This window comes from Providencia sp. PROV174 (genome assembly GCF_028480685.1).
Lineage (GTDB): Bacteria > Pseudomonadota > Gammaproteobacteria > Enterobacterales > Enterobacteriaceae > Providencia > Providencia rettgeri.
In genome coordinates, this window is record NZ_JAMPOT010000007.1 from 393,448 (window position 1) to 420,149 (window position 26,702).

The 26,702-nt window shown below is 37.6% G+C and carries 20 protein-coding genes; 15 read left to right on the forward strand and 5 right to left on the reverse strand.

Going from position 1 to position 26,702, the window contains the following annotated elements; translation table 11 throughout:
* The first annotated feature begins 132 nt into the window (after nucleotides 1-132).
* Complete coding sequence (locus PSE60_RS05535) at nucleotides 133-2,391, forward strand: TonB-dependent receptor domain-containing protein (RefSeq protein WP_272664766.1); 2,259 nt, start codon at nucleotides 133-135, stop codon at nucleotides 2,389-2,391.
* Between the two features lie 62 nt (nucleotides 2,392-2,453).
* Here the strand turns inward: PSE60_RS05535 and xseA are convergent, their stop codons facing one another.
* Nucleotides 2,454-3,821 (reverse strand): exodeoxyribonuclease VII large subunit, encoded by a 1,368-nt coding sequence (gene xseA / locus PSE60_RS05540; protein ID WP_272664767.1) that lies wholly within the window; start codon nucleotides 3,819-3,821, stop codon nucleotides 2,454-2,456.
* A gap of 169 nt (nucleotides 3,822-3,990) precedes the next feature.
* Between xseA and guaB the strand changes: the two genes are divergently transcribed.
* From guaB to PSE60_RS05560, 4 genes are all read left to right on the forward strand, one after another.
* Nucleotides 3,991-5,457, forward strand: coding sequence for an IMP dehydrogenase (gene guaB / locus PSE60_RS05545; protein ID WP_272664768.1), 1,467 nt, complete (start codon nucleotides 3,991-3,993; stop codon nucleotides 5,455-5,457).
* Nucleotides 5,458-5,542: 85 nt separating this feature from the next.
* Entirely contained in the window at nucleotides 5,543-7,120 is a 1,578-nt protein-coding gene (gene guaA / locus PSE60_RS05550) for a glutamine-hydrolyzing GMP synthase (protein WP_210838476.1), read from the forward strand.
* A 310-nt stretch (nucleotides 7,121-7,430) separates the two neighbouring features.
* Entirely contained in the window at nucleotides 7,431-8,642 is a 1,212-nt protein-coding gene (locus tag PSE60_RS05555; protein ID WP_272664769.1) for a tyrosine-type recombinase/integrase, read from the forward strand.
* A gap of 24 nt (nucleotides 8,643-8,666) precedes the next feature.
* The gene (locus tag PSE60_RS05560; protein ID WP_272664770.1) at nucleotides 8,667-9,653 is read left to right on the forward strand and encodes a hypothetical protein; all 987 of its coding nucleotides are present in this window, start codon (nucleotides 8,667-8,669) and stop codon (nucleotides 9,651-9,653) included.
* 106 nt (nucleotides 9,654-9,759) lie between these two features.
* Here PSE60_RS05560 and PSE60_RS05565 read toward each other — a convergent pair whose 3' ends face one another.
* Both PSE60_RS05565 and PSE60_RS05570 read right to left on the reverse strand, forming a co-directional pair.
* Nucleotides 9,760-10,587 carry a TIGR02391 family protein gene (locus PSE60_RS05565; protein WP_272664771.1) on the reverse strand — a complete coding sequence of 276 codons (828 nt, stop codon included), beginning with the start codon at nucleotides 10,585-10,587 and terminating at the stop codon, nucleotides 9,760-9,762.
* Between the two features lie 47 nt (nucleotides 10,588-10,634).
* Nucleotides 10,635-11,795, reverse strand: coding sequence for a transcriptional regulator (locus PSE60_RS05570; protein WP_272664772.1), 1,161 nt, complete (start codon nucleotides 11,793-11,795; stop codon nucleotides 10,635-10,637).
* 93 nt (nucleotides 11,796-11,888) lie between these two features.
* Between PSE60_RS05570 and PSE60_RS05575 the strand changes: the two genes are divergently transcribed.
* The 9 genes from PSE60_RS05575 to PSE60_RS05615 all read left to right on the forward strand — a co-directional run bounded on the left by PSE60_RS05575 (nucleotide 11,889) and on the right by PSE60_RS05615 (nucleotide 17,739).
* On the forward strand, nucleotides 11,889-12,140 hold the full coding sequence (locus tag PSE60_RS05575) for a helix-turn-helix transcriptional regulator (protein WP_195569291.1): 252 nt from the start codon (nucleotides 11,889-11,891) through the stop codon (nucleotides 12,138-12,140).
* Nucleotides 12,125-12,976: a helicase RepA family protein gene (locus PSE60_RS05580; protein WP_195569292.1), complete on the forward strand. Its 852-nt coding sequence runs from the start codon at nucleotides 12,125-12,127 to the stop codon at nucleotides 12,974-12,976. The genes PSE60_RS05575 and PSE60_RS05580 overlap by 16 nt, the downstream gene beginning before the upstream one ends.
* On the forward strand, nucleotides 12,960-13,745 hold the full coding sequence (locus tag PSE60_RS05585) for an ABC transporter ATPase (RefSeq protein WP_195569293.1): 786 nt from the start codon (nucleotides 12,960-12,962) through the stop codon (nucleotides 13,743-13,745). Before PSE60_RS05580 ends, PSE60_RS05585 begins: the two co-directional genes overlap by 17 nt.
* 575 nt (nucleotides 13,746-14,320) lie before the next feature.
* Nucleotides 14,321-14,683, forward strand: coding sequence for a conjugal transfer transcriptional regulator TraJ (traJ, locus tag PSE60_RS05590; RefSeq protein ID WP_442959749.1), 363 nt, complete (start codon nucleotides 14,321-14,323; stop codon nucleotides 14,681-14,683).
* A gap of 105 nt (nucleotides 14,684-14,788) precedes the next feature.
* The gene (trbJ, locus tag PSE60_RS05595; protein WP_272664774.1) at nucleotides 14,789-15,568 is read left to right on the forward strand and encodes a P-type conjugative transfer protein TrbJ; all 780 of its coding nucleotides are present in this window, start codon (nucleotides 14,789-14,791) and stop codon (nucleotides 15,566-15,568) included.
* 10 nt (nucleotides 15,569-15,578) lie between these two features.
* A complete protein-coding gene (trbK, locus tag PSE60_RS05600; protein ID WP_213912639.1) occupies nucleotides 15,579-15,815 on the forward strand; it encodes an entry exclusion lipoprotein TrbK in 237 nt (78 codons plus the stop codon).
* 11 nt (nucleotides 15,816-15,826) lie between these two features.
* Nucleotides 15,827-17,164 carry a P-type conjugative transfer protein TrbL gene (gene trbL, locus PSE60_RS05605; RefSeq protein ID WP_272664775.1) on the forward strand — a complete coding sequence of 446 codons (1,338 nt, stop codon included), beginning with the start codon at nucleotides 15,827-15,829 and terminating at the stop codon, nucleotides 17,162-17,164.
* 125 nt (nucleotides 17,165-17,289) lie between these two features.
* Entirely contained in the window at nucleotides 17,290-17,433 is a 144-nt protein-coding gene (locus PSE60_RS05610) for a hypothetical protein (RefSeq protein ID WP_272664776.1), read from the forward strand.
* A gap of 75 nt (nucleotides 17,434-17,508) precedes the next feature.
* Nucleotides 17,509-17,739 carry a type I toxin-antitoxin system ptaRNA1 family toxin gene (locus tag PSE60_RS05615; RefSeq protein WP_272664777.1) on the forward strand — a complete coding sequence of 77 codons (231 nt, stop codon included), beginning with the start codon at nucleotides 17,509-17,511 and terminating at the stop codon, nucleotides 17,737-17,739.
* 664 nt (nucleotides 17,740-18,403) lie between these two features.
* Here the strand turns inward: PSE60_RS05615 and PSE60_RS05620 are convergent.
* A complete protein-coding gene (locus PSE60_RS05620; protein WP_272664778.1) occupies nucleotides 18,404-23,731 on the reverse strand; it encodes a TOTE conflict system archaeo-eukaryotic primase domain-containing protein in 5,328 nt (1,775 codons plus the stop codon).
* 859 nt (nucleotides 23,732-24,590) lie between these two features.
* The gene (locus PSE60_RS05625) at nucleotides 24,591-25,511 is read right to left on the reverse strand and encodes a LysR family transcriptional regulator (RefSeq protein WP_272664779.1); all 921 of its coding nucleotides are present in this window, start codon (nucleotides 25,509-25,511) and stop codon (nucleotides 24,591-24,593) included.
* A 105-nt stretch (nucleotides 25,512-25,616) separates the two neighbouring features.
* On the opposite strand from PSE60_RS05625, the gene PSE60_RS05630 reads away from it, so the two are divergent.
* Complete coding sequence (locus PSE60_RS05630) at nucleotides 25,617-26,642, forward strand: zinc-dependent alcohol dehydrogenase family protein (protein ID WP_272664780.1); 1,026 nt, start codon at nucleotides 25,617-25,619, stop codon at nucleotides 26,640-26,642.
* The last annotated feature ends 60 nt before the right edge of the window (nucleotides 26,643-26,702 follow it).

Consider the following 26,702-nt stretch of genomic DNA (forward strand, 5'->3'; position numbering starts at 1 on the left):
CTATAAAATTTAGGTGATTTCAGGCCAGCAACAATATTAATGACATTGTTGCTGAGCCTCTTCACAGGTTTTATTTGGCCTGTGCTAGCGGTGTGAGCGTATGACACACAGTACGTTTACAGGAATGGTTTAATGAATAATAAAACAATAATTATGGTTGCTAGCATTATTGCCACTAGCTCCCAAGGGATTGCTTTGGCTGAAAATACGCAGCAGCAGAATAAGCAGAAAGAAGGTGTGGTTAATTTTAGCCAATTAAAAGTCTCAGGTGCGCAGAAACAAACGCCATTAGTCAAAGCATTGGAAAAACCGGGTGCTTATAGCGCGGTGGGTACGGAAAATAAATTGCAATCAATGGATAAAATTATTCGTACCATGCCCGGAACCTATACTCAAATGGATGTCAGCCAAGGTACCGTTAATGTCAATATTCGCGGGTTGAGTGGTTTTGGTCGCGTGAATATGATGGTGGATGGTGTCACGCAAAGTTATTATGGAATTTCCCCAAGTCAATATACACATGGACAACAGCCAAATAATGATTTTGGCGCTTTAATTGACCCAAATTTTATTGTTGAAGTTGAAGTAGAGAAAGGGCAATTAAATGGAGGCAATAGTGTTAACGCTTTAGCAGGGAGTGCAAATTTTCGTACTATCGGTATTGATGATGTGATTTTTAAAGATAATGTATATGGGCTGCGTAGTAAAGCTAGTTGGGGAGATAATGGTCTCGGTTATAATGGAATGGTAGCGGTCGCAGGAAAGACATTATTGCAGGATGATGGCTATTTTGGCGGTTTAATTGCGGTTAGCGGCCATAATATTCCTGGTAGTTATAAAAATGGTGATGGGTTTGATAGTGATGAATTTGCCACCGACTCCACTTTCAAACAAAAGCCGCAATCGCAATTAGCTAAATTGAAATATAAACCTAATGACAGCCATGAATTAGAATTCAGTAGTCGTTTTTTACAAAATAAGCTCACGCGAAGAAAGATTAATAGTGAAGACTATTATATTAAATATAAATATACGCCGTTAAATGAATTAATTGATGTTGAGGTTTTAGCGAGTCATGGAAAAAATGACCAACAATTTGAAGGTGACTCATTAGGTTGGGCATTAAGGCAAGGCAAATCCAAAAATATTGGCGATGGTCTTAATCTTTCTAATACAAGCCGGTTTTCCTATGGTGATATTGATTTTGAATGGAAAATAGGTTCTAAGTTATCTAAAACGAAGTATGAGCGAGAGGTTAGTTCTGTTATTGACCAAGATACGTTGAATTATAATCCATTCTCGCCAAGTGGGTCGTTAGATCTTGCGAGCGCATATACACAATTGGAAGCCAAGTATGGGATCTATACAGCAATTTTTGATTTGAATTATATGAATTATCACTTAAAAGGTTTTAAACCTGCATGTGGTGATCAAGATTTTTGTTTTCCACAGGAAGCTGCAACTTTAAATTTACGGGGTAATGGTTTTAACCCCGGAGTTTTATTATCAGCAGAAATTATTCCTGAATTCCAGCCATTTGTCAGTTATGCGCATTCAATGAGAGCGCCGAATACGCAAGAAGTTTTTTATTCTCAAGAAGGTGGTAATTCAATGAACCCATTCTTAAAAGAAGAGAAATCACAGACATGGCAAGTTGGTTTTAATAGCTTTAAACCGGATTTAATTTTTGAAGGTGACCAATTTAATATGAAGGCATTATGGTTCCATACAAAAATTAAAGACTATATTACGAGTAAGCCTTATTTACTTTGTCGCCCAAGATCAAATGCTGAACTTGCTTGGTGTTTAATGAATGATGATGTATGGGACAAAGAATTCCCAGAATTTATGCGTAAAAGCTATATGTATGTCAATGAGCCTCATGATGTTAATCTTCGTGGCTATGAATTACAGGCTAATTATGATGCAGGTATAGTTTATTCAACATTATCCTATACCAAAGAAACTGGGGATCAACCTAACTCCATAGCTAAGGTTGCTGATTTTAGTGCGGGAGATTTCACTGAGCTTCCTGATTATTATGTGACCTTGGATTCAGGTGTGCGTCTATTGGATGAAAAATTAACCGTAGGTACAACTATTACATGGACCGGCCCTTCAAAACGAATTGGTGTAGAGTCTGTCGTTGATAATGATGGAAATGCACTAAAAGATAAGTATGAAAAACAACCTACAATCATTGATTTATATACAGACTATGAAGTTAATAAAAACTTTAAATTGATGATGACGGTTAATAATATCACGAATAAAAATTATTCGGATGCACTAAATCGTGCAAATTCTACCGCTATTATGGAAGAACGCGGTAAAAATAATGCAACAGCTAGAGGGCGTACTTATATGATTGGCGGACAGGTGCGTTTCTAATCAACATATAAATGTAACACCACTTATCTCGTTATTTTTATCGAGATAAGTGGATAAAATCATTATTTCGATACTCTTTTGGCTTTAACCTTCTCAATGCGGGTGACTTGGCTTTCAACCCAGCCATCATTCAGGCGTGTTTTCAATTGCTGGCCGACTTTCACTTGGCTGGTTTTTTTCAACACAGTGCCTTTAGCGGTTTCACTGATACTAAACCCGCGAGCTAGGGTAGCTAATGGGCTAACCGCTTCCATTTTTGAACAAGCCACGGCAAAACGTTGGCGGTAACTATTAACCAAACTCGTGACCATATTCTGCAAATGATACTGTGTCTGCTGCAACTGTCGCTGCTGTTTTTGCAATTGAGGGCGCAAATCATTTTGCAGTAAACGACGATTAACTTTTTCGAATTTAACCGTTGAATTTTGTAGTTGTCGAGTCATCGACTGCGCCAGTTTTTGTTGCAATAAATTAAGTTGATTATGTTGCCGTGCTAAACGTAATTGCGGGTGTTGTTGTTGTAGGCGGTGATGCAAGCGTGCGAACCTTTGCTGTTGTCCTGCAATATAATAATCCATTGCCATTTCAAGGTGTTGCTGTGCTGATTTTAGCTGACGGAGCATTTCTAATTGATTACGACTAACAAGTTCAGCGGCTGCAGATGGGGTGGGTGCTCTTACGTCCGCCACATAGTCGGCGATGGTCACATCAGTTTCATGGCCCACAGCACTAATTATCGGCAATTGGCTGGCAAAAATCGCTCTAGCAACGATTTCTTCATTAAATGCCCATAAATCTTCGAGTGAACCGCCTCCGCGACCGACGATTAACACATCACATTCTTGACGCAAATTTGCTAGCTCAATCATCCGAGCAATTTGTGCTGGTGCCATCTCACCTTGAACGGCCGTTGGGTAGATGATGATAGGTAGGGAAGGGTCGCGACGACGTAAAATATTTAAAATATCATGTAAGGCTGCACCCGTTGCAGAGGTAATGATACCGACGGATTTAGCTGGGCTAGGTAGCGTTTTTTTATGAATAATATCAAACAAACCTTGGGCACTTAGTATTTGTTTTAATAGCTCAAAACGCTGTTGCAGTAAGCCTTCACCGGCGGGCTGCATGCTTTCAATGATTAGTTGGTAGTCGCCACGCGGTTCGTACAAGGTGACAGTCGCTCTGACTAACACCTGTTGGCCATTCTGAGGACGGAAGCTGACCCGTGTATTTTGTCCACGAAACATGGCCGCACGAACCTGAGCCCGATCATCTTTTAAGGTTAGATACCAATGACCGGAGCTGGGCTGCGAAAAATTAGAAATTTCAGCTGTTAACCAAATACGCCCCATTTGGCTATCGAGAAGTTCTCGAACCGATTGGTTAAGCTTGCTAACAGAGTAAATTGCGTTATTTTGTGAAGTCGACATGTGAGCCAGATCAAATTTTAAAACAATGACTTAATCGCTAGATACTAACGCAGCTATAGGAGTTATCAAGTTTTTTTTCAAAAAAAGGCTGGAAGCAACCGATTACGGTGTGTATAATGCCGCGGCAATATTTAACCCTTTCATAACGCTGCCTGGTGGGATATTGCCTATGTTACGCATTAAAAAAGAAGCTCTAACTTTCGACGATGTTTTACTCGTCCCTGCACACTCAACTGTATTGCCAAATACGGCAGACCTCTCTACTCAACTGACTGCAAAAATCCGCCTGAACATTCCTATGCTCTCTGCAGCGATGGATACCGTCACCGAATCTGATCTGGCTATCGCACTTGCTCAAGAAGGTGGTATTGGCTTTATTCATAAAAATATGTCTATTGAGCGCCAAGCTGAAGAAGTTCGCCGCGTGAAAAAACATGAAAGTGGTGTGGTTACTGATCCTGTCACCGTAACACCTGATACCACCATTCGTGAAGTCCAAGAGATGGCTGAACGCAATGGTTTCGCGGGTTATCCGGTTGTTGCTAAAGACAATTCACTCGTCGGTATCATTACGGGCCGTGATGTTCGTTTCGTCACAGACTTAGACCAACCTGTTACTGCGGTGATGACGCCAAAAGAACGTTTAGTCACCGTGAAAGAAGGCGAAGCACGCGAAATCGTATTACAAAAAATGCACGAAAAACGCGTAGAAAAAGCCTTAGTCATTGACGATAATTTCCACCTGTTAGGCATGATCACCGTTAAAGACTTCCAAAAAGCTGAACGTAAACCAAACGCGTGTAAAGATGAACAAGGCCGTTTACGTGTTGGTGCCGCAGTAGGTGCTGGTGGCGGTAACGAAGAGCGCGTTGATGCACTGGTCGCAGCAGGTGTTGATGTTTTACTTATCGACTCATCACACGGGCACTCTGAAGGCGTTTTACAACGTATTCGTGAAACTCGCCAAAAATACCCTGAACTACAAATCATTGGTGGTAACGTCGCAACAGCAGAAGGGGCGAAAGCACTGGCTGATGCAGGTGTTAGTGCCGTTAAAGTCGGTATTGGCCCAGGTTCTATCTGTACTACGCGTATCGTCACTGGCGTGGGTGTACCACAAATTACCGCTATCGCTGAAGCGGCAGAAGCCCTTAAAGGCACGGGTATTCCTGTTATTGCGGATGGTGGGATTCGTTTCTCTGGCGATATCTCTAAAGCTATCGCGGCAGGCGCTGCGTGTGTGATGGTCGGCTCAATGTTCGCAGGAACTGAAGAGTCTCCAGGAGAAACTATTTTATTCCAAGGCCGTACTTACAAAGCATACCGTGGTATGGGCTCACTTGGTGCGATGTCTAAAGGCTCGTCAGACCGTTACTTCCAATCTGATAATGCGGCAGACAAACTAGTGCCAGAAGGTATTGAAGGCCGCGTAGCATACAAAGGCCGCTTAAAAGAAATCATTCATCAACAAATGGGTGGCTTACGCTCCTGTATGGGGCTGACAGGTTGTGGTACTATTGATGCATTGAGAACAAAAGCAGAATTTGTTCGTATCAGTGGAGCCGGTATCCAAGAAAGCCACGTCCATGATGTTACTATCACGAAAGAATCTCCAAACTATCGTTTGGGGCAATAATCGATAAAATTTCTCAGGGTGGCGCATTCGTTCGATTGCGTCACCGATTCTTATTTTTGACTTGAATTTTTGGAATTCTCCTCAAATGACAACAAATATCCATAAACATCGCATTCTTATTCTTGATTTCGGCTCGCAATATACACAGCTGATCGCCCGTCGTATCCGTGAAATTGGCGTTTACTGTGAACTCTGGGCGTGGGACGTTACAGAAGAACAAATTCGAGAATTTAATCCAAACGGTATCATTCTTTCTGGTGGGCCAGAAAGTACGACTGAATCAGATAGCCCACGAGCTCCTGATTACGTATTTAATGCAGGTGTTCCTGTATTAGGTATTTGTTATGGCATGCAAACCATGTCAATGCAACTGGGTGGCGCAGTTGAAGTCTCTGGTGAACGTGAGTTCGGTTATGCCAATGTTGAAATCACTGAGCAGTGTGAATTATTCCGTGACATTCATGACTCTATGAACGAAGCTGGCAAACCAGTACTTGATGTCTGGATGAGCCATGGTGATAAAGTTACCGCTATTCCTGCGAGTTTTAAAACTATTGCCAGTACGCCAAGCTGCCCATATGCCATCATGGCAAATGAAGAGAAGAAATTCTATGGTGTTCAGTTCCACCCAGAAGTGACTCACACTCACCAAGGCCTAAATATTTTAACGCGTTTCGTTAAAGATATTTGCCAATGTGAAGCTCTGTGGACACCTGCTGCAATCATCGAAGATACAGTTGCTCGCTTGAAAGAGCAAATTGGTGATGACCATGTACTGCTTGCGCTATCGGGTGGTGTTGACTCATCGGTTACGGCATTGCTATTAAACCGTGCAATTGGTAAACGTTTAACTTGTGTGTTCGTGGATAACGGTTTATTACGTTTAAATGAAGCAGACCAAGTGATGGAAATGTTTGCAGGTAAATTTGACCTGAATATCATTCATGCTAAAGCGGAAGATCGTTTCTTAAATGCATTAGCGGGGATCAGCGATCCAGAAGCTAAACGTAAGAAAATTGGTCATGTATTTATCGAAGTATTTGATGAAGAGTCATCTAAGCTGCCTAATATCAAATGGTTGGCTCAAGGGACTATTTACCCAGATGTTATTGAGTCAGCGGCATCAGCAACTGGCAAAGCGCATGTTATTAAGTCTCACCATAACGTCGGTGGTCTGCCGGATGACATGAAACTTGGTTTGGTTGAGCCATTAAAAGAATTGTTTAAAGATGAAGTCCGTAAAATTGGTCTCGAGTTAGGCCTCCCGTACGACATGCTGTATCGTCATCCATTCCCAGGTCCAGGTTTAGGGGTTCGCGTATTAGGTGAAGTGAAGAAAGAGTACTGTGACTTATTACGTCGTGCAGATGCTATCTTTATTGAAGAACTGCACAACGCGGATTTATATCATAAAGTTAGCCAAGCGTTTACCGTATTCTTACCTGTCCGCTCTGTTGGCGTCATGGGTGATGGCCGTAAATACGACTGGGTGGTTTCATTACGTGCAGTAGAAACTATCGACTTTATGACCGCTCATTGGGCGCACTTACCATATGATTTCCTAGGCCGCGTTTCAAACCGCATTATCAATGAAGTCAATGGGATCTCCCGCGTCGTTTATGATATCAGCGGTAAACCACCTGCAACAATCGAGTGGGAATAATCCCCCAATAAGAATCAGCTGGCACTGACTGGCAAAATAACGACTTAAGCCCATGTAAAAATGGGCTTTTTTGTTTTTAAGACTTGCCGTATCTGGCACTCATTAGCAGCGTCAAGCACAAGTTGAATGTGGTATTAAAGTCGGTATTATCGCAAGCAGATGCCATGAACACTGACTGATACCATGCGATAGTTTTTGATCATCACATGGTATTAAAAATAAGTAATTATTTGTTTTTAAAGGAATTGAATCATAGTTTCCTACAGTTGTTTTTGCATGGTATCAAAACATTAAAAAAGGATGAAAATGAATGCTGACTGATACCAAACTGAGAAATTTAAAACCGAAAGAAAAGCTCTATAAAGTGAATGACAGAGATGGGCTGTATGTCGCTGTAACGCCTGCTGGCTCTGTCTCTTTTCGTTATAACTACGCTATTAATGGCAGACAGGAAACGGTGACTTTTGGTCGTTATGGTATTGGCGGGATAACTTTAGCTGAAGCCAGAGAGCGGCTAGGGGAAGCCAAAAGAATGGTGGCAGATGGTAAGTCCCCGGCTAGAGAAAAAGCCAGAGATAAAGCGAGAATTAAAGGTGCGGAAACATTTGGTGCATGGGCTGAAAAGTGGCTTCGTGGCTATCAAATGGCAGATTCTACACGGGATATGCGGCGATCAGTTTATACCAGGGAACTCAAGGGCAAATTTTGCAACCAAAAGTTAAATGAAATCACGCACGAAGACTTACGGGCGATCACTGACACTATTGTTGAACGTGGTGCACCAGCGACTGCGGTTCATGCACGAGAAATCGTACTTCAGGTTTATCGCTGGGCGATTGAACGGGGCCAGAAGGTAGAAAATCCAGCAGACTTAGTGAGGCCTGCAAGTATTGCTAAATTTGAACCCAGAGATCGCTCGTTAACGCCAGGTGAAATTGGTTTGATGTATCGCTATCTTGAGAAGGTTGGGACAACGCCCTCAATTCGGGTAGCTGTAAAATTGCTATTGTTAACAATGGTTCGTAAAAGTGAGTTAACAAACGCCACCTGGAGTGAAATTAATTTCAGTGAAGCAATTTGGACAATCCCAAAAGAGCGAATGAAACGTCGTAATCCACATTTGGTTTTTTTATCGCGTCAGGTAATGGATATTTTAGTTGCCTTAAAAACTTTTGCAGGCGGTTCTGATTTTATTCTACCATCGCGCTATGATTCAGATGCGCCAATGAGTAGTGCAACAATGAATCGGGTACTGGATCTTACCTATAAAGCTGCACAAAAAGACGGGCACGACCTTGCTAAATTTGGGCCTCACGATTTACGCAGAACAGCGAGTACATTGTTGCATGAAGCAGGCTATAACACAGATTGGATAGAGAAATGCTTGGCGCATGAACAGAAAGGGGTTAGGGCAGTGTACAATAAAGCAGAGTACCGCGAGCAGCGCACCGCTATGTTGCAGGATTGGGCTGATATGATAGATGAGTGGAGCTCAGATAGTTCAAATCGGTATATTAATTAATCAATTTTTCAGTAAGGGATTTATATGAGTAGCCGTGGTATTTTTTCTTTATTATCTTCAAATCAAGCATATCAAAATGCAGAAAAAGAATGGCATATAGAATTGGATTTTTACTATAAATATTGGTATGACTTAGTGGCAAGACCAACAGATATGCTTGAACATGTAGATACTAAACGCTCTATAGTTAGTTTTCTTAAAAATTTAAAAAATGAAATTGAAGAGAAACTAGAAAAGAGATTTGTTTACTTTATATGTTCTAGAGAAAGGGTGAGGTTTAATATAAAAAAGAAACCATCATATAATCCATTTACGGGAAATAAAAAAATTCATATTTTAATTGGCGAGAAAGAATATAAAAAAACCATAAGGTGTAAGTTTTTTGATGAAGAAACAAAAAAGCATTATAATCCTGAGATTTATTTAAGAGATAAGTATATAACAATTAAGTTTTTAAATGGTAATTCATGTACCATGACAATCCATGACTTTTTAGAAGCGACAAATATTAATCTTGGTATTGATAGTAAAGTCGAATACGTAGGTTTTACTAAAAATCCAGATACAAGGCCTACTAATGGAGCTCATACTGGATTGAACGATGTTATCTATAATGTTATAGATGAAAAAAAAGATTCATTTATATATTTTAATGTTTTTAAAGTTTACTCAAAGGCAGATAATTCAACACATAATTTAAACTTTGTTTTTGCTAACTCCATGATAGATGAAGTAAATGTTGATATGGAAGGAAGTATACTAGAAAAATGTTTCATTCTTTATTTTAATTCGGATAATCAATTTAGGAATAAGAATAAAGAATATGATGAGCTTAGAAGTAGTTTAGTTAAATTAGCCAAGGAGAATAAAATAAATTCTATTAACATACACTATGCTCTTTCTGACAATAATGAATACGAAGTTTTTTCTTCATCTAAAGTAAAAACTAATCATGAACATTTTTTCACAATAAAAAATGAAATTGATGGATTGAGCATTGAAAAAAGATAAGGATACAGTGGTAATATATGACTTCACATTACCACTTAACTTTATAATTATTAAAAATAATTCTCATATGGTTATAGCTGAGAAATACTATTACCATTGGTAATGGTTAAATTCTATTTTCATACATTTTTTTTGCTTCTATAGCTACATCTAATCTTCGATGTATTAACGAGACCATTGATAGTATATCTAATGCATCAATTTCATTAATTTTCCAAGTTATTTTTGGGGCGTGAGCTGTTGTATTTCGAAAAGTACCAAATAAGCCTACAAGTAAATTAATAAAACCTTTTTGCTCACTTTTTTCACTATCAGTTTGAAGTGAATTTAAAGCTAAATAAGGTATCCCCTTGAATGAAAAAGCTTCTTGTACTAAAGTTGCTCCATCAGAAGTTAATCCTGTTTTTAAACGGATTTTATCAGCAACACTTTTAGTAGCCTCAAATACAGTGTGAAAATAGTTATCTACTAGCAATTCTTCTCGGCAGTATATAAATATATCGGGATGAGCATTTCTAGATTTTAGATGCTCGTGTAATTTGCTTGCTCGTATAGCAGCTTCAGATATAGTGTTGGCTTTAGATACTTTGGCAATTTTTCCATTTTCGTTTAGTGTATAACCAGAGAAGCTAAGTGCTTGATTTAGTTTGTAACGTGTATCATTGAACCACTCAATATTATTGAGGTGCTTTGCAGGAGCCATAGCTAATTGTATGAAATTAAGCACATTGTTAGCACAACCATCTTCTTCTTGTTTATTCGCAATAGCTGAATTTAAGCGTTTCCACTTGGTATTTATAGGGTCTATATCTTTAATTTTTGATTCGTATAAAGCTTTACCAATTTCAGTACCAGTAAAACCAGTTGAAGTATCACCTAATATTTTACTAATGGCTTCAATAACACCAAAATCTAATTTTTCAATCTTAGCCATGATGCCTCTATTTATAAATGAATTAAACTTTATCTGATAATGTATTGTTAATTTTTAGGAGTATTTAATTGAAATACAGTACAAACTGATTTTATGGCCTTAGAAACAGCTTGGTGTGATAATTTTTTACCTGTCAGTGAACTGATTATTTCAGTTATCTCTCGTTGATTAAAACCTTTTTTGCTTAAAACTAACATGCGCTTTTTATTATCTGATAAACGTGAATTGACCATTTTCCTGGCAATATTGCGTATCTTATCTATATCATCAGGCCCTAAAGAAACTCCTACATTTGTCATATTATTAACTATATTAACTAGTTTTTCATATGTTTTTTCATCTACAACTATTGGGTTAGAAAACGTATTTTTAATATAATCAAAGCAAGCGTGTGCTTGGGTATCACTAATTGTTTTATCTTGAAGATAATAATAAAAGTACTCATCAATGAGGTCATCACCAGACATAGCATTTAAACGCTCAGGGTTAGCTATTTGGCGACATAATCTTAAAACTTCCAATTCAAATTGTTTAGAGGAGCGAATTGCTTGTTTATAGGCTGGGTTCCAAGAGCCATCTTTCAATTGTGGTTTATGGTGAGCACAATATTTATGGCTAAGATCAGGCCCTTTCTTTAGCCCATATTTCTCTTCAGCATCTTCAATAAAACCATCATTATCCCAATTTGTAATAAATGAAGAAAACTCAGTTGGGTTGCCACAAAGACGGCATAATCCTTTGCCTCTTTCCGTATTAAAATAGATATCAGGTGCGAGCCTTGATCTTTTTGGGCGTTTTGCTTTGCAGTGGGAAAATAAGCTTTTTAATGTTTCTTGAGTAGCTATAAATAATTTATCTGGCTCTGTATACGTAGAATGTTCAACAAAAGGCCTAAGATAATCACCAATACAATCAGAGCAGTAACGAAAACCTCTCATTTTGATTAAATCGCTGTAAGTTAGCTTAGCTGGCGCTATTGGACTATATCGTAGATAGTTGGCAGGAAGCCTACTCAAATATTCAGATACAGCTGGGTCAACTAATTCCTTGATTAATCTGGTTATATTATGGCTTTTGGAAACTTGAGAATATGAATGCCATTGTTCCCTAAACATCGTAATGGCAGCCGCTACGGATTTATCACAGCCAGCCCATATTGGAATGTAGAACTTACCTAATCGTTTTTGGATATCAAATTTCAGTTCCATTTAATAAATTCAACTTTTTTGTCCAATAGATATGATTAATGTACTAGCAAAGCCTGACATTATCTAGCAAATAATGTTTAGGAGGAGTAAGTAATGAGCATATCAGTGAAAAATAAAACGCTGATCAACCGTAAGACATTGTTGAAAATGATCCCATTATCAGACCGAACCATCTACAACCTGGAACAACGAGGGGAGTTTCCTCGTCGTATTGTGCTGACAAGCCGGAGCGTTGCCTGGGATTTGGCTGAAGTTGAAAACTGGATAGAAGAAAGACGCAGATCATTGTTAAAAGCGGCTAGGCCAGGAGATTTATGCAGGGAGTTATCATGGCGATTGAAATAATGTCTGCATTTACAAACGAACCACCTTCATTTGACTATGTTTTACCTAATATGGTCGCTGGGACTGTAGGGGCAATAGTTGCTCCAGGAGGTGTAGGAAAGTCTATGCTGGCTTTGCAATTAGCTGTTCAGATCGCGGGTGGGCCTGATTTATTAGGAATGGGGGAGCTAATGACAGGTCATGTTGCGTATTTACCTGCTGAAGATCCAAGGATAGCGATATATCACAGACTATATGCTTTAGGTGCAAGTCTTACTTATAAGCAACAGCAATCCGTGGCAAATGCACTCATGATTGAACCTTTAATTGGCAAATCCCCAAATGTTATGTCTTCTGAATGGTTTGATGATTTACGTAATATTGCAAAAAATAGGCGTTTATTAATTTTGGATACTTTAAGGCGCTTTCATATTGAGGAAGAAAATGCCAGTGGTCCAATGGCGCAAGTAATTGCAAAAATGGAAGCGATATCAACCGAGACAAATTGCTCAATCATCTTCCTGCACCATTCAAGCAAAGGAGCTGCCATGATGCGTACAGGAGACCAGCAACAAGCCAGCCGAGGTTCCTCTGTATTAGTCGATAATATCCGTTGGCAATCATATCTATCAGCTATGACGCCTGAAGAGGCGACTGAGTGGGGCATAGAGCTTAGCCAAAGAAACTATTTTGTTCGCTTTGGTATCAGTAAAGCAAATTATGGTGAACCTTTTACTGAACGCTGGTTTCAACGTCATGAGGGCGGTGTGCTATTGCCAGTTACTCTGACAAAAAAGAAACGCCAGAACGTAACCAGAAACAAAGCCGTGGTGATGAGTGATGACGATAACTGGTAATGTGGTTGTTCCAACAAGCACGGTTTTACAGGCGAGAGTGGTTATTTATCAGCCGAGTAAAAAGCCTTTAGAGCGTAAAGGTCAGTGGATTGAGACTTCGTTTGGCAAGTGCAGAGTGACAGGAAGACTCGGTCAACGTCACGCTGACATTGTTGAAAGTATGCTTTTTGTGGCAGAACGTAGGCGAGACATAAACGATGGCGGTATAGAGTTATTGGTCGATCCAGCAAAACTTAGAAAAATGCTATCAGACCATCAATATAGCGGGGGAAGATTAAATAAATTACTTCTTGAGCTTAAGGCTGCAACAATCGAAATTGTGACGCCTGAGTTGGAGCAAATAGGAGAAAGTATTATTGGTGGTTTAATTGACCATGTTATTTCATCACCAATGACTAGATACAACCCGCTTACAAGAGGAACTCGTAGATTATGGAAAGTTAGATTAGGCATCGCACTGGTTATGTTACTGGAGCGTGATTTGTCTTTATATTATCGACCTGAATTAATTGCACGACTGAAACATGGCATTAGCCAAGCGGTGGCTCGTCATGTGCTGACACATAAAAATAATCCCCCTGGAGGTTGGTATCTTGACACGCTGCTAGTTGCAGTTAGTGGTAATGATGTGAATGCGAAAACAATGAGTAATTATCGAAGCAGAATTAAAGATGATATTGAGAGATTACGTGAGATAGGTGTTGATATTAGCTCGGTAAATCGAGTTAAACGCCTCACAGGGGCCCAGTTGAAACTCACGGAGGCCTGAGTATAACTTGTAAAGGCCCGAGTTGAACTCACAAAGGCCCGATAATTTTGGGTTTTGGCAGGATCTTTAGAATTATTCAGGATATACAAAAGGTGTATTGCCCGCTTTATGCGGACATAACACCTAAGTTCAATCGGCATACGCCGATGGTTTGAACGCCAAGAAAGGAACAAAGTTTTGTCTGTGAAATAAAGCTTCTTTCCTGGCGTTTGGTTCGCCCAAAGGGCGAATCAATAAAATGATGTTTTAACACTACCAGAACACAACTCAAACGCTATTGAAACGCTATTTGAGCACTATAACGACACTATTTAATCGCTGTTTTATCACTAAATTATTAAATGATAGTAAGAATGTGGCGATATAAAGCAGTTAATTTAGGTATAGCGAAAAAATAGCGATTTATTGTATGAGTATGAAGTGAAGTAATGAACTCTAAAGTTAGGGCAGGATAGGTGAAGTAGGACTACCAACAAGTTGTTAGTCGCTCTTCACTCGATTTTATTCGCACTTCGGTGCTCAACAATAAATCCTGCTCTACGAGGTTATAAGCTACCGCTATTAATGAGGTGATGATGAATAAAGAATTAAACGAAACACGGAAGAATAGCACGCCTATAAAAGTTTATTGTTTGCGAAGTGAAAAAGAGAATATTGAATCTCAAGCTAGAAAAGCAGGTATGAGTGTTACTAAATATTTACGGGAAGTAGGTCAAGGCTATCGAATAACAGGAATAGTTGATTATGAATGTGTTAGAGAGCTAGCAAAAATAAATGGTGATTTAGGTCGGTTAGGAGGGCTATTAAAATTATGGCTAACAAATAATATCAAAACAAAAAACATTAGTAGTGTAACCATAAGAGCAGTATTAAACAAAATAGAATCTAATCAAAATGAAATAGGAAGAATAATGACAGATATTATAATGCGAAAATAATAGTAAATTTTAGCGGCTAAAATTTACTTCAGACTTGAAAAATAAATATCCAGTAATTAAAAGCAGCATCTTAATGTTAATTATCTTTTATAAAGAGGTATACCTATGCAAAAAATAAAAATTTTAGCGGCTAAAATTATGTTTGTCGCTTCAATTACAACTGTGACTTACATACAGTCTCCAATTGCTATGTCAGCAGGCATTCCCGTACTTGATGGTACGAATTTAAGCCAGAACATTATGTCTGCTATGGAAGCTGTAGCCCAAACAGCGAAGCAAATTGAACAGTATCAAACTCAACTACAACAATATGAAAATCAATTACAAAATACATTAGCACCTGCGGCTTATATCTGGGATCAAACTCAAACTACGATTGATAATTTATTACAAGCAACAGATACACTTCAGCACTATCAGAATCAATTAGGAAGCTTAGATGCATACCTGAGTAAATTCCAGGATGTTTCATATTATCGGGGATCTCCTTGCTTTAATGGTACAGGCGGATGTACGCCATCAGAAAAAAAAGCAATGGAAGAAAATCGCATATTGGCTTTTGAATCGCAGAAATCTGCGAATGATGCGCTATTTCGTGGATTAGATCAGCAGCAAAAAAATATACAAGCAGATGCAAGGCAATTACAACGTTTACAACAAGCAGCCCAAGGAGCGAATGGACAATTAGCGGCAATTGGTTATGCAAACCAATTGGCGAGTAATCAGGCAAACCAGCTACTACAAATTCGTAGTTTATTAATTACTCAGCAGAATGCCGCTGCGGCTAGGCTATCTTCTGAACTGGATGATGAGGCTCGCGGCGCGGCAAGAGAAAAACAATTACGGACATGGAATTATCAACCAAGCCCAACCGATAATTATTAAGGTAATAAATATGAATAATTTATTTTTTATCGTGTTGACTTTATTTTGCGTTTTTTTAACTGGGTGTGAAAGGACAATAATAGAGGCTAATAAAATAACATGCCATGATGATAATTATGAAAAGTCATTATCGGAAATTAAAAATAAGCATTTGCAGGAAATATTTATTGATGAATGTAGCGCCATAAGAAAATCGAAGGAAATGAGAGAGTGGAAATTTAAATCAAGTCCAGAAGATAACTTTTAAGGGAATAAATTATGAAAGTCATTATCTCATGTTGTTTCTTAATTATATTAGGGTTATTTCCTGATATCGCGTTGGCACAAGAACTAAGTAGTAGCGGTGTGATGAATGATGTTCTCAATCGTTTTCATAGTGCAGCTTCAACCTGGGCTCCAACAATAGAAGGCGCTGCCAGTCGGTTATTTTGGACATTAGTAACCATTTCTATGGTGTGGACGTTTGGCATGATGGCGCTACGTAAAGCGGATATTGGTGAGTTCTTTGCTGAACTGGTTCGTTTTACTATTTTCACTGGTTTCTATTGGTGGCTACTCTCGAATGCAACACACGGAATGAACATAGCAGGTTCAATAGTGGATTCATTGCAACAGTTGGGAGCTGAGGCGGGAGGGCTTGGCAGTAGTAAATTAGGCCCTTCCAGCATTCTTGACATGGGCTTTGAATTATATGACAGAACTGTTGAGGCAACGTCAGAATTAAGCTGGAAGGAGTTTGCCACAGCTTTAATGATGGAACTAATGGCATTGGCAGTACTGGTTGTATTAGCCATTATCTCAGTGAATTTATTATTACTGTTAGCTGCCAGTTGGATTTTGCTATACGCAGGCGTGTTTTTCCTTGGTTTTGGCGGCTCCAGATGGACTTCTGACATGGCAATTAACTATTACAAATCCATCCTTGGTATTGCTTCACAGCTATTGTCTATGGTGCTTATCGTCGCTATTGGTAAGCAATTTTTGCTGGATTATCACAATAAAATCAGTGAGAACATGGCAAGCCAGGAATTAGCCGTAATGTTAGTTATTTCTCTTTGCTTACTGTTTTTAGTGAACAAGGTTCCACCGATGATTTCAAGTTTAGTTTCTGGCGGTAATATTGGAACGATGGGGATTGGTTCATTCGGTGCTGGAGCCGCGATGGGGACAGTAATGACAGCAGCAAGTATGGGTGCTGCGGGGATGAAAATAGCAGGTGGTGCGATAGCAAGTGGGGCTGCTAATGCGACTAGTGGTATCAGTGCGATAAAGGCGGCTTTTGAGCAAGCACAAAGTAGCATGGCAGATGGAACAATGCCAAGTGGAGGAAGTGAGACAACACAAAATAGAAGTGGTGGGTCTAATACTGATTCAGGAGATTCACCTTTCAGTAAGGCTGCTGGTTTCGATGGCACGGATAGATCTTCTGTAAGCACCCAAAACCGTACTAAGGATGCAGATTCATCAATTCGTGATGATATGGCCGAGTTTTCCGATAATGCTTTGTCAGGAGATGATAAACACAGCATGAATCAATCAACTACTGATAATGATGAGGTTAGTGACTTTGTTAATCGTAACAAACCAGATAAATAGAGGTATTGAACATGAAACAAAGTAGCTTCTTGGTCGCATTCGATTTGCTCGACTAGACTGCAGATTTAAATGCAAAAGTTGCTTATGAGCCGATTGATATTGTCCCCGCTGAAGAAAAAGCAGATGTGACAGAAGAAATAGCTAATTTCATTAAAAAGCGTGAAATTGAAGTTAAAAATGAGGAATTTTGTAGTGAACTAGCCGGTAATGTGTTTGAGGAGAAATCGGAAGATAGTCCATTTTCAATAGCTGCGGGGCTTACTAGCTAGTGTTTTTAAAGCACGCAGGCCAGTGATGGTGCACTGACCTGCATTTTCACAGACCACCTGAATATGAGGTGATATATGACAGCTCCACATAATACAGAAGTTCAAAAAACAATTCATCACGTAGCGAGCGAACTGGCAGCTTTAGAGTTTGTAAATCAAGATGCTGCACGCGAGATCTCACAAGTTGCCGAAGCAGTTACCAACATGTTTACGGTGCTTTATTACCAAGCAGAAACTGGAGATGCAACAAAACAGGATTTTCAGGAAGCAAGGATTAAGCTTCAGGAAGTGTTATTAACATTATGATTTGTCGATTCAAAGGCGGTAATTAGCCGCCTTTTTATCTGTTGAAGTAGTTAATTCTGTCGAAAATATTGATTTTTTCTTCTGGAGTTATGTTTCCAGCTTTTTCCGAGCTTATAAGTCATTGTTGGATAGTCATCCCAGGGAGTGGCCAGTTGCTTTCCCCTAGCAGAGCGCAGTCTTAACGGGTAATCTTTATATTCAAATTTGTGTAAAAAATAGTAACTTTTCTCTTGTTTGGTACTGAAATTTTTGTGTATCCAACTGCGAAGGAAAGGGTAGTATTTCCATTTCCGTGTAATGCCAGAATAAGTTTCAGGATTCTGATACTGCAATTTTAGTTTTTTCATAGTGCTCCTAGGTTTCTTTAAGCTACCTAGAAGTGATCTTTTGCGTAGTAGTTCATATATCTTTTATCTTATTCACATTCTCATGAATGTAAACATTGTATTGTTTGAAGGAGGTGCGTATATAAATTCTTTTAGAAAGAATATTTTTCATAAATAGCTTTATTGATTTCCTTAGGGGAGTTTGTATGGCTTAATGTGTTTAATCTTATTTTTGTTCTTTTCATTTCTTATGCAGGATACTTACACTTCCATTTATGCTTATGTATTCGTGTCTAATTTTTAAATCAGACACGAATGGTCATTACGTTTCGTAAAACTTATTTATCTGCCAACTCTAATATTCTGTTAAACGGCTTACAATGTTCCTCGGACTTAGTACTGCACGTTAAAAACCCAAATGACTTCTTTGGAAGAGATTGATATCTGGCAACAAGATTAATTTTATTTATTTCGTTTTCATCTTTAAATTTTACATATGTGCCTGAATAGGATAAATGGTCATATAGATTAGATAAAGCAAGCTCATCGAGCAATAAATCTGTTATAATCGATTTATCTCGTTGATTTATCTTTGTTGTGCTACCAAAAAAAGCATTGTCACCAATATCTCTCCCATTAACAACATTAACTACTATCTGATTCCCTAATGTTACTTGTAGTTCCTCTTCTATTTTTTGAATAGCATCTTTGGTATAGAGAACAGTGCAAATATTAAGTGTTTCAAGCTCTAAAAATATATTAAATAGATTTGTATGATCTTCTTTAGTCAAATTAAAGTAGTTATCGCTTGGTCGGCTGCCTTCACCTTTTAAATAGAACTTTAAAGCTCTAATCACTTGAGACCCAGTAAGGACAAGATCTGTAATTAGGGTTACTTGCTTTGAGCTCTTGGTGAGAGAACGTGGTGTGAATGTGGCAACTTCTCTACCAATATCATTGTCTCGATAGAGGATTCTATGTGTGCCGTTGAAATCAGAAACTTCTTTGATCAAAAAGAGATTGCTGTTTGGCAAATCTAGTTCTTTTACTTTATCTCTAAACGACATTATCTCACTTTCTAACATGTATTCATGTGACCTAATCAGATTAATTAATGGCTGATGAAATTTTTGTGGCAGGTGGTGTAGCCAGTTTTTTAGTCTATTTTCCGCTTCTTGTATTGAAATGTCATTATGATGCCTAATTACAACTGAAGCATCATCGAAACCGCTTAATGAGGTTATATTTCCCTCCAACAACGTAATAGAAGGGTAGCTATGTTCAAACTTTTCCTCATTTATTATAACGTTGTAACGCTCTCGGAGAGTTGTATACATAACACTTAAACAATTTGCCAGTGAAATAATGTATACCGTTTCATCATTTTGGTAAGCGTAAATATGCTCAGATCCATTTATCAGAGCGAGATGTTTTATTTCGCATGATACGATCTCTTTCATTTTGGGGTTTATTATCAGTACATTCGTGAACGCATAACTTTGATTATCTATCTTTACGGTTCTTGATGAAGAGAAAGCGTTGGCTTGAGATAGTTTGAAATCTTTGAGTGTGATACTTTGTTTTTCAAGTTGGCTGTTGGAAATTAGTTCTTCAATTATCTTTGAGTAATTTAAGATATCTTCATGTAGATGAAAAGGTATAGTAATTAAAAGTTTTTTATTAATCTGAGAAATCGACTGCTGAATAGAAAATAACACAGATTGAAGATCTGAGTCGTCTATAGGCATGCTTTTTTCAACTATAAATATATGTTGACTCTTCACTTCATTATGAAAAGATGAATACTGTTTTGAAAATTTTTCAAGTCGAGATATTGAATCTAGATCTGAAAAATATATATAAAGAGACGTTGCTATTGCGACATCAAAGAAAAAATCAGAACTATCATATGCTTCATTTGTCATTTGAGAATAAAACTTAAGAAGGAATTGTACCTTATCAATATCAAGATCTAAGTTGTTAATATATTTTTCCTTTAAGTTCTTTATGGCAGTGTCACTTTTAGAGGTGTAAGACAAAAAGGAGGTAATGAAATTATCTATTGAATTTTCATATGAAGCGACAATTCCATGTTCATCATATGTTATAATTTTTGAATGATAACAGAACTCCTTGGAAAAAACTGAGACTGCATCTGATGTCATTACCCTATCAGGGCAGAACACACTAGGAATAGGCTCTCCGTCTTTTATAGTCTTAAGAAATTTGGTTAAGAGCTCAAGCCTAATATTTATTTCAACACTATTTATATAGTGACCAAATGTTGTTAACTTTTCTCTATCATAATCGACTATGATTTCAGAAAATCCGTTACTGTGCTCTAAGTCATCTTTATTAGAAGTAAACAATGAGCTAGGCTTTCTTATGAGAATTTTGTTATCTTTACGAAGAGTCGTTGTGTTATTTTCGATTATATTCCGTTCAAACCATTTTTTGTTTCCTTCAGGAAAAATGGAAACTCCATCATTGTCTATCAACCAATTATAGAATGTTGATTTTGTCTTGAGTTTTTTTAATTGGCTTGCAATCGTATCATTGTTCCATTCCCTATTTTCTATTGATAAATAGACTAATAGTGCATTATGATACTTTTCGAACACCTTTTTATCATCAGTAAGCCCTCTAAAAATATTGCCATCTACTATTGAGGAAATTACCCAGTTTGCTGTGGCGTTATTTATGTCAATTTTATCCAATTTATCCAACCAGTTTGAAAAAGGGAAATTATCGTTAGAACCAGCTAGTTCATTAAATGAAAATGCACAATATTTCCACATGGACTCAATTAGATTTGTGGAATGGCTCTCTGTAGAGACTGAGAATAAACAAAGTAGATAATAAAATTTCTTAGTTGTCATTGGATCTAAGATAGGTTTGTCAGTAATTGAGGTGGAGAAAGTGCTGTTTTTTTCTTCTACTGACATTTTCGCAAAGAATAAAGAAGCTATTTTTTTTAGGTCAACTTCGTTTTCATTGAAACAGAAAGCATAAATAACTTTGATAAAATCTTTTAACGATTTGATATTGTTTAAATATAGGTTCAAATGCAATATTAAATCATTTGTTGCGTTGACTTTACTATGGTCAGATATAGATTTTATTGCTGAAATGTAATGCTGTGGTAAAATATTAGTTACTTTCACATTTATGTTAAAGTTTGTAATCAAATAGGCTATATGCTCATGGACAATTCTTGAGTATGTAAGTTTAGGCTCAATTGTTTCAATGAGTTGCTTCAGCTTATTTCTATTGCTCTTATTTGTTTCAATTGCGTTTATAATACACGATGTCAATACTTCAGACTGTAATGTATCAAAGTTTTTTATTTCATGAATAATTTCCCATCCCTCATTCAACTCAAACAAAAAGTTAAATAAATTTTTGAATAAGCTTCCTCTTCCAATACGTTTTTCAAGGGCTGGAATAATCTGCTCTGTCTTGATACTATTTAATTCATCTACGCCATCAAGGTGTGAAAAAATGAACGATAGGTCTTCCTGACAAGAATCAGACTGAATAAGTGTTACAAACTCACTAATAGCATTATTTTTTTGTTTTTCACTGGATGTAATAAATGATTTTGATACTTGATCAACGGCATATTTAGATTGAGATCTATAATTATCAAATTTGTCTTGAAATGAAGATATCTTCGAAACTACCGTTTTTTCACTATTGAGAGTCAGATTTAAGAGTTCTAATTCACTACAAAGCTCATTTCGGAGTTTCTCTGCTTCATCTTTTGATTTTGTAATAAAAAATATGTCATCAACATATCTTTCATACAATATTATTTCATTTTTTGCTAATTTATTTTTAAAGCTTATGTCTATTTCAGATAAGTAAAGTTCTGCAAAAAAACGGGCATAGGCTGGCCCTTGAGGTAATCCTTTATTATCACCAACAATTTCCTGTGTCATATTGAAAATGGCAGTTAAGCATTCTATGTACCTTTTGTTTGTTTCAGGCCTCATTGACTCTATTTTATCTTTTATCACAGAGTTACCATCACCTAGTAATAGCCTTTTAAGTCTGTCATGTGAAATGTTGTCATAAAAGCCTTTTATATCTGTTTTAACAATATAAAAATCCTTATACACTTCATTTTCAATGGCATCTGTGATGTTAGAAATGAATTTCAACCATAGGTATAGCCATGGTTTAAATATATATCCTCCGTTAAACCCTTTGTTAATCTGATATCCATGAGAATTATTATCTGTTTTAATATCAAAGTAGTATGCAATTTGCTTAAGAATACAAGAAGTAATTACTCTCGCACTTGAGTTTAATGTAATAAGTTCACGAGTTTTTCCTTCCTCATTCCTTACATGTTTATAGTAGTCCCAGTTTTTTGAGCCTTTTATAAACTCATCCATCTCTGTTAGGAATTCGCTATTATCTTTTGAAGAGAGCTCTTCAACTACTATCTTGGCTTGAACTTCATCATTCAGGAATAGATAGTTAAGCTCAGCAATTCTTGTAATTTCTATGTCATTATTTGAAAATTCAAAATTAGCTTCTGTATATTCAAGAAATTTAGGAATACAATTTTTAAGTAGTTCCTCAATTGAAAGCGTACCATTGAATTTACAAGATAGTGTGCTTTCTATTTTATCTTGGGTAGGGAAGTTAAAATTCTTTAGAACTTGTATTGCTGATTTAGTTATATTTTCATTATAATTATTTTGCTTGCTAAATATTTCGTGCAAAATAATATTGCTTAAATCTGGTTCGCCTTTACATTCTAGGTTGCACAACAAACCTACTATTAATACCCGCTCTTTGTGTGTCAGATTTTCTCCGTGTTCAATTTTTTGAGATAGCTTTTTAAGTGGTTCTACCTCATTCCATAAATCCAATAGATCTTGTAGATTGAATGCATTTTTTTGAACTTTAATGCTTTTTATTCTGTTTGTCTGGATATTTTCTGGTTCATAGTTGTCAAAAAAAGTCCCAAGTGATTTCTCTAATGCAGTTCTGCTGGTTGAGGTATGTTCTTCTAAAATACTTATGTTATCAGCTAGCATTGCGTCAGATAATATACTGACTTTCTGGACGTTATTAATTTCAGCTAAGTTACGCAAAAGGTAAGAGTAGCAACCAGATTTTTTGTGCTTAGATAACGGTATTTTTACACCAAGTCCAACACCTCCTGTTGGTGTTGCCGAATGGGGGAATAGATCAACACCAATTAAACTGCTATCAAAATTTAAACCAGCATCTTGTAAGATCGCCTGTTGTATATCATATCCAGTTTTGTATTTTACTGCTTCATCAAAAGTAATCCAGATATGGAAACCTCGGTTCCCTGAATATTCAAGAAGGAATGGAATTCCACGCTGTTCGAGTGTTTGGTAAAAGATATTAACTGCTCTCTTTAGTTCTTTATCTCCTTGAGAAGCTAAGCCTGAATCGATACATGACTTCAAAATATCAAAATCGAAGCATATCCATTTTATTGTTAAATCATTGTTTTTTTGGTATATTGCTATTGATTTTTGATCGAGTAGGACTTGCTTAATAAGTTCAGGGGTGACAACTCCTGCTTTTTTTCTGTATGTACCATCATCTTGCTGGTCTACATGATGACTTTGGTCAGTAGCCAATAGATCTGTAATTAATTCTCCATATCTTTCGTACATTTTTATTGGCTCCGCTGGTTCAATATTTTATTAGCTTTGATTGGTGATACTCTGATATACATGTGACATCTCATGTGCAAACAACATCATACACATTCATTACTATTACTGAAATATAAGTGAGTTGGTTGTTCATACAAGTGTATCCGATCTTAAAATAAGTTCGAGTAAAAATACTAACTGATTACTAATTGAATTCATTTAAATGTGGACCCCATAAAAATAATACTTTGTTTTAAAATGATTTTTTCTATAAACGACTTTATTGGTAAAGGCAGGATCGTGATAGTCTGCCTCTTTTACGATTGATGCCTTTAACCTTTCAGCTGTCGAATAGGTAGGTGAAGTCTAATGACTTTGTTCATAATGAAGCAGGATCGTTTCTGGTATTGTTGCATCACTTAGAACAACAATATGATTTTTGGGTGAGATTTGTGTTGTAAGAACGCTGAATTGACTCAGTTCAGGTTGAGTCAAGAGTAACTGAGACAGTTTCAGTTAATAAGAAACCAATAAAATCCCATACGTGGTATTTTTCTTGGTATTAAGATGTGGTGACTTTTAAAGTGTTTGATATCTAATGATAAAATTATTCTATTAATATTAGAGTGGGAATAAACTAGTTATTGTTGATAACAGTTTTTAGTTGTCGATAAATTCAAAGGCATCAGTAATTTACTGGTGCCTTTTTGTTTTTAGGTGACGAATAGGTCATTTTATTCTGGTTAAATGATGATCACTTCATTGATTAATATACTTATAGATGGAACTGAAATGAAAAAGTAACAATGGTTTTATAGAGATACTCTTAGATTTATAGGGCAACCTAAAAAGCACTTCAATAGAGTACTCGCAAATACTATATCTGTGCTTCAATGACGTCTATCATACTCGGTAATTCACTGATTAGTTTATCGATAGCAAGCCTAATTTTTAATGAACGGTGGGGCGTGCGCAACCATACAGCATATATAGGCCAGCTTGCTGAAGAGTGTTCTTTTAATATTTCTTTCAAACTGCCACTGGCGAGCTGCTCACGGACTAGCCAGTAAGGTAACCAAGCAATTCCACCACCTGTTATCGCAATATCTTTTATCGCCTGCATATCGTCCATCATAAGCCGGCTAGGCGGATTAACTTCTATATTTTCCCCCCTTTCATTTTTAACTTGCCACTTCAGAATACGTCCTGAACGGACATAAGCAATGGCTTCATGTTGTGCCAAATCATCTAATGAAATTGGCTCCCCTGCTTGTTGAAAATAACCGGGAGAAGCACAAAAAATCATCGAGTGAGAAGCCAGATGTCGTGCTATCAGGGTACTGCTGTCAGGTAGTTCACCGATCCTGACAGCTAGGTCAAAACCTTCTTCAGACAAATCTACCTGCCGATCGCTGAATGAAATTTCGAGTTCTAACTTTGGATGTTCTTTTGCCAACGAGGACAATAATGGTGCTATACAGAGATGCCCGAGTAAAACTGGAACAGAAACCCTCAACTTTCCGCTTACCTGAAGCTTGCCACCTTCCAAAATATCTTCTGCCATTTTTATTTCATTCAACGCTCGGCGACAGAATTCATAATAAAGCAAGCCTTCATCAGTCAAGCTCTGGCTACGAGTAGTACGGTTAAATAAAGTTATACCAAGCCTTTCTTCAAGGCGGGATATAGTTTTTGCCACCGCCGATCGTGTGACATACAGTTTTTCCGCAGCCTGAGAAAAATTAGAAGACTCAGCGACGGTTACAAAAATAGGAATACTGTTCATCTCACCTTTCATATTGTCACCTAAATGGAATCAATAAGGAGAAATAGTATCTCCATTATCAACTAATAGGCAATGATAGAATTCTGTTCATCAGTTAATTACTACTTAGGAATTTCTATGAAACAAACAATGAAACGCTGGGAGCTAAACGAAATCGGACGCCAAAATTTGAAACTCTCGGAAGCCGAAATCCCACAGCCCGGTTCAAATGAAGTTCTGGTTCGAGTTAATGCGGTCTCACTAAACTTTCGCGATAAAGTCATTATTGAAGGTCATATGGGAAATAATATGCCAATGCCTTTCACGCCAGGTTCTGATATGGCCGGTGTTGTTGTCAGTGTCGGACCAAGAACGACTCGTTTCAGTCCAGGGGAGCGAGTTATCTCATCTTTTAACGCAGATTGGATTGATGGGAAGTTGAAAAATACGGCTAAAAACCCGAACTACAACACAGTAGGTTATGCATTTCAGGGCGTTTTGGCTGAGTATGTTGTGCTGAATGAAGAGTGGTTGGTTAAAGCTCCGAAGATGTTGAGCGATGTCGAAGCGAGTACGTTGGTTTGTTCAGGGTTGACTGCTTGGTTTGCACTGATTGAACGAGGTGGGTTACGTGCTGGCGAAACCGTATTAATTCAAGGAACAGGAGGTGTGGCTCTCTTTGCTCTTCAAATAGCGAAGTCTGTAGGAGCCGAAGTATTTATCACCTCATCGAGTGATGAGAAGCTGTCTGCTGCGTTAGCCCTTGGTGCTGATCACGCTATTAACCGTAACAAAGAAAACTGGGTTGAAGCCATTTACCACCTGACGAACGAGAGAGGAATTGATCATGTCGTTGATACTGTAGGTGGTAGGAATTTTGCAGACTCTGTCCGTGCGGTGGCTTCCCATGGTCGAATCTCCTTGATAGGCATGATGGACACAGACGATACGTCAGCATCAGGAATGTTATTGCTATTAAAATCGCCAACTATTCAAGGAATTGGCGTAGGTCATCGACGAGCTCTTGAAGATTTAGTTCGGGCTGTTGATGCTATAAAACTAAAACCCGTCATTGATAAATTATTCCGTTTCGACCAACTGCCGGAGGCACTTGAATTGCTCGATCAGGGGGCATTTGGAAAAATTGTTATCAAGGTAAGCTGATACCTAGAACTATTATATAGTAAAGGCATCCGTTTATAGCGGAAGCCTTTACTTTAAATT

Coding starts and splice junctions, on each gene's coding strand:
- PSE60_RS05575 (WP_195569291.1), top strand. CDS start 11,889: ATGAGCATATCAGTGAAAAATAAAACGCTGATCAACCGTAAGACATTG.
- PSE60_RS05630 (WP_272664780.1), top strand. CDS start 25,617: ATGAAACAAACAATGAAACGCTGGGAGCTAAACGAAATCGGACGCCAA.
- PSE60_RS05625 (WP_272664779.1), bottom strand. CDS start 25,511: ATGAAAGGTGAGATGAACAGTATTCCTATTTTTGTAACCGTCGCTGAG.
- PSE60_RS05565 (WP_272664771.1), bottom strand. CDS start 10,587: ATGGCTAAGATTGAAAAATTAGATTTTGGTGTTATTGAAGCCATTAGT.
- PSE60_RS05615 (WP_272664777.1), top strand. CDS start 17,509: ATGACAGCTCCACATAATACAGAAGTTCAAAAAACAATTCATCACGTA.
- PSE60_RS05570 (WP_272664772.1), bottom strand. CDS start 11,795: ATGGAACTGAAATTTGATATCCAAAAACGATTAGGTAAGTTCTACATT.
- PSE60_RS05620 (WP_272664778.1), bottom strand. CDS start 23,731: ATGTACGAAAGATATGGAGAATTAATTACAGATCTATTGGCTACTGAC.
- trbL (WP_272664775.1), top strand. CDS start 15,827: ATGAAAGTCATTATCTCATGTTGTTTCTTAATTATATTAGGGTTATTT.
- trbK (WP_213912639.1), top strand. CDS start 15,579: ATGAATAATTTATTTTTTATCGTGTTGACTTTATTTTGCGTTTTTTTA.
- PSE60_RS05535 (WP_272664766.1), top strand. CDS start 133: ATGAATAATAAAACAATAATTATGGTTGCTAGCATTATTGCCACTAGC.
- guaB (WP_272664768.1), top strand. CDS start 3,991: ATGTTACGCATTAAAAAAGAAGCTCTAACTTTCGACGATGTTTTACTC.
- traJ (WP_442959749.1), top strand. CDS start 14,321: ATGAATAAAGAATTAAACGAAACACGGAAGAATAGCACGCCTATAAAA.
- PSE60_RS05580 (WP_195569292.1), top strand. CDS start 12,125: ATGGCGATTGAAATAATGTCTGCATTTACAAACGAACCACCTTCATTT.
- PSE60_RS05555 (WP_272664769.1), top strand. CDS start 7,431: ATGCTGACTGATACCAAACTGAGAAATTTAAAACCGAAAGAAAAGCTC.
- xseA (WP_272664767.1), bottom strand. CDS start 3,821: ATGTCGACTTCACAAAATAACGCAATTTACTCTGTTAGCAAGCTTAAC.
- trbJ (WP_272664774.1), top strand. CDS start 14,789: ATGCAAAAAATAAAAATTTTAGCGGCTAAAATTATGTTTGTCGCTTCA.
- guaA (WP_210838476.1), top strand. CDS start 5,543: ATGACAACAAATATCCATAAACATCGCATTCTTATTCTTGATTTCGGC.
- PSE60_RS05560 (WP_272664770.1), top strand. CDS start 8,667: ATGAGTAGCCGTGGTATTTTTTCTTTATTATCTTCAAATCAAGCATAT.
- PSE60_RS05585 (WP_195569293.1), top strand. CDS start 12,960: ATGACGATAACTGGTAATGTGGTTGTTCCAACAAGCACGGTTTTACAG.